Source organism: Desulfosporosinus acididurans (assembly GCF_001029285.1).
Taxonomy (GTDB): Bacteria; Bacillota; Desulfitobacteriia; order Desulfitobacteriales; family Desulfitobacteriaceae; genus Desulfosporosinus; species Desulfosporosinus acididurans.
Genome location: NZ_LDZY01000039.1, coordinates 1 through 5,849, shown reverse-complemented (window position 1 = coordinate 5,849; position 5,849 = coordinate 1). Strand labels below are relative to the sequence as shown.

Here is a 5,849-nt window from a genome sequence, read left to right as displayed (position 1 = left end):
GCCGAACCAGTAATGGCCNGTTGGCTCTGCGCCTACCACTATGCAGTCCTTTTGTGCTTGACCTTTTAAACGTTCAATCCATGCATAGAAATCCCTGAATCCTTCAGCACTGTTTTCAAACTTGAATACTTTGCCCAGCTCTACTCCTCGCCAGTCGAAAGCCCTGGCGTAATGAAGCTCGCTGGCGATGTCCACTCCGATAACAATACTTCTTTCAGAAAGTTGCTTTAGTTTCTCGTTTTGTGTAAAATTCATTTGGGATGACCTCCGTTATTTTGATTGGATTCTGTTGGCCAACAGTCCTTTCAAATTGTAACGTGAGGTCTTCTTTTTGACAAAGCTCATTTTTTCCTACTACAGGAATGCTCCTCTGATAATTTATCATTATTGTGAAGTACTCTAATTTGAGGGTAGTCGGGTACTTTACTTCGCCTCCTTTTCTTGATAAGGTTACTATAGCGCCTTCGAGTAACACGAAGTCAAGGCTTTTTTCAAAGAGGAGTCAGAGAGCATTGTACACAGTCAAAGAAATAGCTCAGAAAACAAATCTTACCGAGCATACCATCAGATATTATACTGACAAGGGTTTGGTACCAAACATACAACGCGACAAACATAACAATCGCCTTTTTGACGAAGAATCGCTTAATTGGCTGATAAGGGTGAAGTATCTTAAGGATTGCGGTATGTCGATAAAGGACATCAAACACTTTGTTGATCTGTACCTAGAAGGAGATTCTTCAATTCCTCTTCGTTATGAAATTATTTTAAAATACAAGGAAATTGCACGGGAGCAATTGGAGGAGGCAATAAGAAGAGTTGAATTTATGGAAGAGAAGGCGAAACGCTATCATAGAATTATAAATCAAGTCATTTCGGACAATAGAGGAGCAAATTAGTTCATTATTTTTCTAATTAAGGTAAAGAATAGCCACTTTCCTAAAGCCTCGCTGGTGGTCAATCATTTAATCCCTTTCCATTGAGAATTTGCGGGATATATTTTTCAACTCTTGACTCCCGAGTTTTAGATTGTTTAGGTTGAGCAAAGTAAAAAATGTATGCCCTTTGCCGTCCAGGGGTCAATGTTTCAAAAGCAGCTTTTAAGGCAGGATTTTCATCTAAATTTTTTTGAAATTCTTCAGGAATCGTGAAATCCGAAGTCTCTTTTTTAATCACCTTCAAGCCGGCCTTTTCCACCTCAATAGCTTCATAAATATAGGCTTTCAAGATGGCTTCCAAAGCGACTATTTCCTGAACATTGTTGAAGCGAATCTGGCGCCCTTGCTGAACATTTTCCGTTTGTTGGATTAGGATACCATTTGGATCTTTTAACAAGGCACCTTTGGGAAACAGAAGAGCACAGTATTCTTTAAATCCATGGATTAAAACTATGTTTTTTTCCTCAAATGTGTAACAAGGATGCATCCACTTAAATTCTTCGGTCAACCCACAGTTAAGAACGATGTTTCTCAACTGCTCATATTCATCTTGCCACTTTTGGGCTTTACTCAAAAATTCCTCAACTTTAGGATTAATTTTGCTATTTATCGTCATGGAGCCCCCCTTGAAAATTTAATGTTCAGCTGTTTGTCTGACTAGATTACGAATTATCTTTAGGATTAGCAAAAAACATAAGCTTAATTAGTAGTTAAATTTTCCATTCTTTCCTCTCACTCCATGCTATCCGCGCCCCGTTAACTTTAAGACGAAGTAACCGTCTCGATAAAGGTTAGCTGATGCTCGAGTGAGGAGTGTTGTGTAGAGTCAGGGGCATTGCAGGCGGTTTACAAGCTGGGGGCGTTTGCTGAGGGTTTTTACGTCTCGGGACTCGGGCAAGCGTCTTAGGCTTTAGAAAATATTATCAAAAATGGGGGGTAACATCTTAAAAGCAAGGAGTCCCTCATGTGGATCTGGTCTGATTTATGATGAGACGTTTAGCGGAACTCTGTTAAATGGCTATGGATTCACTGCCGAATTATTATTGGAAAACGGTATTAGGGTTTATACAGAAGAAGATTTTATATTCAAGAAAGAATTACTGCTGCGATATAGTCTTGGTGGTAGTTTAGTTCCGAAGTGGGAAATTCGTACCTGGAGTGCGTTGCAAAGATTAAATGTTGGCAGACTGAAAGAAAGGTGAAAATTTAGAGATGGCAATCAGAGAGATTCTACTACTCGGTAATCCCAAGTTATATAAAGTTAGTGAAACAGTACAAGAAAGCGAACTCAAAGAGTTAGCGGCGATTGTCAATGATTTGCATGATACACTGATCGATTTTAGAAATAAATACGGCGTAGGTAGAGCCATTGCGGCTCCTCAGATAGGCATATTTAAACGACTATTATATATGTATATTGATGAACCTGTCATTTTCATCAATCCAACGTTAGAGTTTATCGATGCTGAAATGATGGAGATTATTGACGATTGTATGAGCTTTCCGCAACTCCTGGTTAGGGTAAAGAGGTATAGAAGATGTATGATTGAATACTTAGACCTGCAATGGAAACCTCAAAAAATGATGCTTGAGGGTGATTTGTCAGAGTTATTACAACATGAGTATGACCACCTCGACGGGATCTTGGCTACGATGAGAGCGATCGATAATAAATCATTCTTTTTGCGAAGTGAATTGTCAAATTGAGGCATCTGGAAGTCAGGCATATGATGTAGAAATTCATTTGACAAACTAAACAAACTACTCTATTATTTTAATAGTTAACAAATTACATACAATTTTTTATAGGTGCCCCTAATCGGGGATAATAGGGAACCAGGTAAAAGTCCTGGACGGACCCACCACTGTAGTTAGACGTTGAAAATGTACATATGCCACTGGGTAACTGGGAAGGCGTTCATTGGAGTCTATAAGTCAGGAGACCTGCCTATAAAATAATGCAAAGAGGACAAAGGTAAAGTTCTAGCTTTTTTTAAGCTAGAACTTTTTTGTTCTTAGTCAAAATTACGGGGAGATTGCTATGAAAGTAATTGCCAAAATTATAATTGAGAAACTCAAATTTCCGAATAACGAGAAGCCGGTACTTAAAAACATTAATTTTGAAATTAAGCAAGGAGATTTCATCGTCATTACCGGGGGGGTGGCTTCGGGAAAATCAGCATTATTACACGTCATAACAGGTGCGATTCCCCATTACCATAACGCAGAATTAACCGGAACAGTAATAATCATGGGACAGGACATTAAAGACATGCCTCTCAATAGAATGTCAGACTATATGGGGTACATGATGCAGGAACCCGATAATCAAATCATAAGTTTAAATGTCTACGAGAACGTTGCCTTCGGACTCGAAAATCAAGAACTTCCATATGAACAAATTAATCAGGTTGTTAAAAATACGCTGGAGTTTGTGGGCTTGCGTGGTTACGAAGAACGGCAAACTTCGTCTCTTTCAGGCGGGCAGGCCCAGCGCGTTGTTTTAGCGGGAGTATTAGCCCTCAAAGTTCCAATTCTAATTCTCGATCAACCGACTGCCGAACTGGACCCGCAGGGCCGCCAGGAGATATATAAGAGGCTGGGGGAGTTAAATAATACTCAAAATCTCACAATTATTATGGTTATGGACCGGGTTGAAGAAGTGCTTAATTATGCTAACCGAGTTTTAATGCTTAAAGACGGTGAAATTAGTAAAGATTACTCGCCCAGGGAATATTACTGGGCCCAAATCAAGTATCAGAAAGAACTGTTCAGAGATAGCAGGCATTATACTCTTGACAGTAATAAACCCAGGGAGAGCATAGCTAAAATCAGTAATGTTTCTTTTCTGTACAATAATCAATTGCCTGGTTGTGAAGATATTAATTTAGAAGTTTATAAGGGCGATTTTTTATCAGTCGTCGGTTTAAATGGTTCAGGCAAATCGACGTTGGCGAAATTGCTTATCGGTTTGCTAAAGCCTGCTATGGGTGAAATTCGCTTGTTTGATCAGATAATTGCTAAAAGAAACTTGAGCAAGATTTTGGCACGTGTCGGATTTTTATTTCAAAACCCAGACCATCAGATCTTTGCCAGCACAGTGGAGGAAGAGGTGGGCTTTTCCTTAAAGCTAAGGGGTGAACGAAATGATAATCTAAATCAGAAAGTTGATCAATGTTTGCAATTCGTAGGACTGGCGGATTACAAGGAAATGCATCCCCAGCGTCTAAGCCGTGGTCAGCGTCAACTTCTGGCATTAGCCTCGATACTTGCCGGTGATCCGGAGTTCATTATTACTGATGAGCCTACATCTGGCCTGGATGAGAACCAAGGTTACATGATCATGGAGAAACTCTATGACTTATCGAATAACGGCAAAACCATTCTGTTGATTACCCATGATCTGGCCATGGCAAAAGACTATTCAAACCGCTTAGTTGCGCTATATAAGCATCGTATCAGGCTGGATATTGAGACAAAAGACATAGAGCGACATCGTGAGGAACTGAAGGCGATTGGTCTGGATTTCCCAAACACTGTTACTTTCAAGGAGGGTTATGATGACACAGGCACTTCCGAAGTTTGATCCCCGCACTAAGCTTGTCTGGTATAGTTTGATGATTTACTTTGCACTGCTCAGTCAAACTGCAGCTCAATTAGGAATCACGTTACTGGTGTGTATTATGTCCTCGTTAATTCTTAGTGGTTCATTTAAACACTCTAAGGCTATGGTCATCATTCTTTTGCTTTTGGGACTTCAGATCTTGATTATTCAGTTACTGTTTTGCCGGGAAGGTACTTTGGTCTATCAATGGGGTATCTTTAAAATCTACAGTGATGCTCTGCCGCTGGCGATTACCGGCATACTGAAAGCGACACTTATTTTCTATGCCAGTCTACAGTTCTTTACCTCTGCTTCAGCTCAAGACTTTACCCTGATGCTCATAAAATTTAAAATTCCTTATCGTTTTGCCATGCTGGTGGGATTAGGTGTTCGTTTTTTGCCCCTTATGAAAGAAGAATACCAGTCGATTATCGACAGCCAGCGAACCCGGGGCCTTAAAATGGATAGCGTTTGGGATGATCTGAAAGCAATTATTCCAACCTTCCTGCCCTTTTTGTATCGCGCTGTTCGTCGCTCAACGGAAATAGCCTTAGCTATGGAGTTAAGAGGTTACGGACGGACTAAAAACCGAACGTTTTCATCGGAAATTGTCCTAAAGTATTACGATGTTGTCTTAATTGCCTCGATGTTTTTGGTAATAAGCCTCAGCATTATTACAAGGCTGTTGCCATTAATCTAAGACCATAATTAATGATTTAAGGAGCATTCCTGTAGTAGGAAAAAATGAGCTTTGTCAAAAAGAAGACCTCACGTTACAATTTGAAAGGACTGTTGGCCAACAGAATCCAATCAAAATAACGGAGGTCATCCCAAATGAATTTTACACAAAACGAGAAACTAAAGCAACTTTCTGAAAGAAGTATTGTTATCGGAGTGGACATCGCCAGCGAGCTTCATTACGCCAGGGCTTTCGACTGGCGAGGAGTAGAGCTGGGCAAAGTATTCAAGTTTGAAAACAGTGCTGAAGGATTCAGGGATTTCTATGCATGGATTGAACGTTTAAAAGGTCAAGCACAAAAGGACTGCATAGTGGTAGGCGCAGAGCCAACCGGCCATTACTGGTTCGGCCTGGCATCATATCTAAAAGAGCAAAGCATTAAGCTAGTCCTCGTAAACCCATTCCATGTAAAGCGTAGTAAGGAGCTTGATGACAACCACCCCAGCAAAACGGATGCTAAGGACCCCAAAACAATTGCTAAGCTGGTCATCGAGGGGAGATACAATGAGCCCTATATCCCGGAGGGGATCTATGCAGAACTGCGAATAGCGATGGCTTGCAGAATGCG

7 protein-coding genes, 1 pseudogene and 1 riboswitch are annotated in these 5,849 nt (G+C 40.5%); of the genes and pseudogenes, 6 read left to right on the top strand and 2 right to left on the bottom strand.

The features are described 5' to 3' along the window. The coding region (locus tag DEAC_RS21900) for an IS110 family transposase (RefSeq protein WP_047812193.1) at positions 1-255 on the bottom strand (255 nt) is incomplete at its 3' end. A 257-nt stretch (positions 256-512) separates the two neighbouring features. Here DEAC_RS21900 and DEAC_RS21895 point away from each other — a divergent pair. Next, on the top strand, positions 513-899 hold the full coding sequence (locus tag DEAC_RS21895) for a MerR family transcriptional regulator (RefSeq protein WP_047812192.1): 387 nt from the start codon (positions 513-515) through the stop codon (positions 897-899). Positions 900-957: 58 nt separating this feature from the next. Here the strand turns inward: DEAC_RS21895 and DEAC_RS21890 are convergent, their stop codons facing one another. Continuing rightward, a complete protein-coding gene (locus DEAC_RS21890) occupies positions 958-1,554 on the bottom strand; it encodes a YdeI/OmpD-associated family protein (RefSeq protein WP_047812191.1) in 597 nt (198 codons plus the stop codon). Between the two features lie 298 nt (positions 1,555-1,852). On the opposite strand from DEAC_RS21890, the pseudogene DEAC_RS24425 reads away from it, so the two are divergent. The 5 genes and pseudogenes from DEAC_RS24425 to DEAC_RS21865 all read left to right on the top strand — a co-directional run. After that, positions 1,853-2,032: pseudogene (locus DEAC_RS24425) on the top strand (2-thiouracil desulfurase family protein); the annotation flags it as partial. Between the two features lie 118 nt (positions 2,033-2,150). Beyond that, positions 2,151-2,645 carry a peptide deformylase gene (locus tag DEAC_RS21880; RefSeq protein ID WP_047812190.1) on the top strand — a complete coding sequence of 165 codons (495 nt, stop codon included), beginning with the start codon at positions 2,151-2,153 and terminating at the stop codon, positions 2,643-2,645. Between the two features lie 83 nt (positions 2,646-2,728). Then, positions 2,729-2,904, top strand: a riboswitch (cobalamin riboswitch). 75 nt (positions 2,905-2,979) lie between these two features. Then, positions 2,980-4,524 carry an ABC transporter ATP-binding protein gene (locus DEAC_RS21875; RefSeq protein ID WP_047812189.1) on the top strand — a complete coding sequence of 515 codons (1,545 nt, stop codon included), beginning with the start codon at positions 2,980-2,982 and terminating at the stop codon, positions 4,522-4,524. Continuing rightward, on the top strand, positions 4,499-5,242 hold the full coding sequence (locus tag DEAC_RS21870; RefSeq protein WP_047812188.1) for an energy-coupling factor transporter transmembrane component T family protein: 744 nt from the start codon (positions 4,499-4,501) through the stop codon (positions 5,240-5,242). Before DEAC_RS21875 ends, DEAC_RS21870 begins: the two co-directional genes overlap by 26 nt. A 134-nt stretch (positions 5,243-5,376) precedes the next feature. Continuing rightward, a partial coding sequence (locus DEAC_RS21865) for an IS110 family transposase (RefSeq protein ID WP_047812187.1) occupies positions 5,377-5,849 on the top strand: 473 nt, incomplete at its 3' end.